Origin of the sequence: Streptomyces sp. SID11385, from assembly GCF_010548245.1 — a bacterium.
Classification (GTDB): domain Bacteria; phylum Actinomycetota; class Actinomycetes; order Streptomycetales; family Streptomycetaceae; genus Streptomyces.
In genome coordinates, this window is record NZ_JAAGLR010000024.1 from 1 (window position 1) to 578 (window position 578).

At 78.2% G+C, this 578-nt stretch carries 1 protein-coding gene; it reads left to right on the forward strand.

Translation table 11 applies throughout. From position 1 onward, the window contains the following. Window positions 1-408, forward strand: a 408-nt coding sequence (locus G3I42_RS00915; protein ID WP_239096182.1) for an ATP-binding cassette domain-containing protein, incomplete at its 5' end; no start/stop codon positions are given. Window positions 409-578: the final 170 nt, after the last annotated feature.

The following is a 578-nucleotide window of genomic DNA, read 5'->3' on the forward strand; positions in this document are numbered from 1 at the left end:
AAGGGCGCGCAACTCTCCGGCGGGCAGCGCCAGCGCGTCCTGCTCGCCCGCGCGCTCCTCGCCGCGCCCGAGATCCTGCTCGCGACCGAACCCGCCTCCGCGCTCGACGCGCACACCGAGGCCCTGCTCGCCGCGCGCCTGCACACCCACCGCGCGGGCCGCACGACGGCCCTCGCGACGACCTCGCCCTCGCTCCTGGGCCGCGCCGACGTCGTCCACTGGCTGGTGGACGGCAGCCTCGCGGAGAGCGGGACGCACCGGGAACTCATGGCACGGTGCGCCGCCTACCGGGCCGTGGTGGCGCGCGAGGACCCGGAGACGGAGACCGCCGCGACGCACGGGGAGACGCGTACCGCCGCGACGCACGGCGCGACGCGTACGGATACGGATGAGGTGGCGGCCGGATGACGAACTCGCCGCAACCGCCCGCCCCGAAGCCCGCCGAGCCCTCCGCCCCCACACCCGCCGAGCCCTCCGCCCCGAAGCCCGCCGAGCCCTCCGCCACGAAGCCCGCCGAGCCCTCCGCCACGAAGCCCTCCGAGCCTCCCGCCCCGAAGCCCGCCGAGCCCCCCGCCCTC